At 68.6% G+C, this 2,218-nt stretch carries 1 protein-coding gene and 1 pseudogene; both read left to right on the top strand.

The window, feature by feature from the left end; translation table 11 throughout:
• Positions 1-1,577, top strand: a 1,577-nt coding sequence (gene nadE / locus D7X74_RS41385; protein ID WP_120538403.1) for an NAD(+) synthase, incomplete at its 5' end; no start/stop codon positions are given.
• Positions 1,578-1,769: 192 nt separating this feature from the next.
• Positions 1,770-2,218, top strand: a pseudogene (locus D7X74_RS41380) (hypothetical protein); the annotation flags it as partial.

The following is a 2,218-nucleotide window of genomic DNA, read 5'->3' as shown; positions in this document are numbered from 1 at the left end:
GGCGGGTGCTGGGGCTCGTGCCCAAGGAGAAGCTGCCCACCTACAACGTCTTCTACGAGGGCCGCACGTTCGGCCACGGCCAGCCGGGCATGGCGGAGACGCACCGGGGCGTGCCGCTGGGCGACTACCTGTTCCAGTTCGACTTCGGCGTGGTGGCGCCGGAGGTGTGCGAGGACATCTGGAGCGCGGATGGCCCCATGCGCCGCCGCGCGTACTCCGGCGGAGAGCTGGTGGTGAACCTGTCCGCGTCCCCCTTCCGGCTGGGCTTCTGGGACACGCGGCGTGAGCTGCTGGCCACGAGAGCCTCCGACCACCAGGTCACCATCGCGTACGCGAACGCGGTGGGCAGCAACGACGGGCTCGTGTTCGACGGCGGCGGCTTCATCAACCAGAACGGCCGCCCCGTGCTGGAGACGCCGCGCTTCCAGGAGGGCTACACCACGGCGGTGGTGGACCTGGACCGCACGCTGCGGCTGCGCACGGAGAACACCACCTGGCGCGTGGACCGCGAGTCCTGGGTGACGTCCGGCGGGCAGAAGGTGCCCACCGTGGACTGCACGCAGGTGAAGACGAAGCGCGACACGCTGGCCTACCCGGTGCCCGCGCACCGCAGCTTCTTCCTGCCCGCGCCGGACACCCGCCGCCCCGCGCGCGTGGCGCTGTGCGAGGACATCCTGGACGCGCTGGCGCTGGGCGTGGGCGACTACTTCGAGAAGACGCGCGCCTTCAAGCTGTTCGGCATCGCGCTGTCGGGCGGCCGGGACTCGCTGCTCACGCTGCTCATCGCGCACCGGTACGCGAAGCGCGCGCGGCCGGACAACCCGGGCTCGCTCATCCAGGCGTTCTACATGCCCAGCCCCTACTCCAGTCAGCAGACGCGCGACGCGGCGGAGACCATCGCGCGCGAACTGGGTGTGCCCTTCCAGGTGGTGTCCATCGAGGAGGCCTTTGAACGGGAGAAGGCCGCCGCGCAGCAGATGCTGGGCGAAACGAAGCTCACGCCCATCACCGAGCAGAACATCCAGGCCCGCATCCGCGCTCAGCGCATGTGGAACTGGAGCAACTCCTGCGGCGGGCTGTTCCTCCAGACGGGCAACATGAGCGAGAAGTCGGTGGGCTACACCACCATCGGCGGCGACCTGATGGGCGCGCTCGCGGTCATCGCCAACGTGCCCAAGACGGTGGTGATGTACCTCTTGGACTACCTGCAGGAGACCACCGGCTACGAGGGCATCCGCAAGGTGCTGGCCAAGCCCGCGGGCCCGGAGCTCGCGCACGACCAGGTGGGCGAGGAGGAGCTGATGCCCTTCCCCATCCTGGACGCGTGCTTCTACCTGCACGCGGGTGAGAAGCTCACGCCGTCGGAGATGCGCACCGCGCTCACCGCGATGTTCCCGGAGGTGGAGGCACAGCGTCTGTCCAGCTACGTGGACCGCTTCGTGAAGCTGTTCCACCAGTCCATCTACAAGTGGGTGCAGGCCCCGCTGTCGCTGCACATCGGCAACCTGGACCTGGACCGTGAACGCGCGCTGCAATTGCCTGTCGTCACCGGTTCGGCGTGGCTGCGCGACGCATGAAGCGTGTCTGCCATTGACGCAGGGGAGGGAGGCGGACAAGCCTTCCTCCCCCGTGAAGTGGCTCTGAAACCACGTCTCCCCGCCTGCTGGGCGGACAGGCGGGTCGGCTGTCCTTGATTCCCATTCAACGGGTTGCCGGATGTGGCTCGCACGACAACCTTCATGTCAGTCAGTCGACGATGGAGGTATGGGATGAAAGCGAAGATTCTGGCGGGCGCCATCGCGGCGCTCATGTACGGAACGGGTGCGGCGGCGGCGGAGAAGGATTGCCCTCCAGGGCAGGCCGCGGTCCACAAGGACAAGGACACGACGGCCCAGGTGGCTCCTGAGAACGTGCAGGAGGAGGACGTCATCATCGAGGAGGCGCCGCTGGATGAGTCGCTCCAGGGGACGGGAGGCAGTGGTTCGTCGTCCATGGACGACTCCAAGAGCCTGGGCACCACCGACCAGGACCTGAAGCAGAGCGGCACCGGGGGCAGTGGTGCCATCTACCTGAACCAGCCGATGCGCTGCGAGCCGGTGGAGCAGCCAGGGACGGGTGGCAGCGGCAGCGTCATGGAGCCGCAGTCGAGCACGCCCACCCCGCCTCCGCCTCCCGCGGCGCAGCCTCCGGCCGCTCCGCGGGAGGCGGAGGCGGGGTG

This window comes from Corallococcus sp. CA047B (assembly GCF_003612065.1).
Lineage (GTDB): Bacteria > Myxococcota > Myxococcia > Myxococcales > Myxococcaceae > Corallococcus > Corallococcus praedator.
The sequence above is the reverse complement of the archived record's forward strand: the minus strand, read 5'-3'. Positions and strand labels throughout refer to the sequence as shown.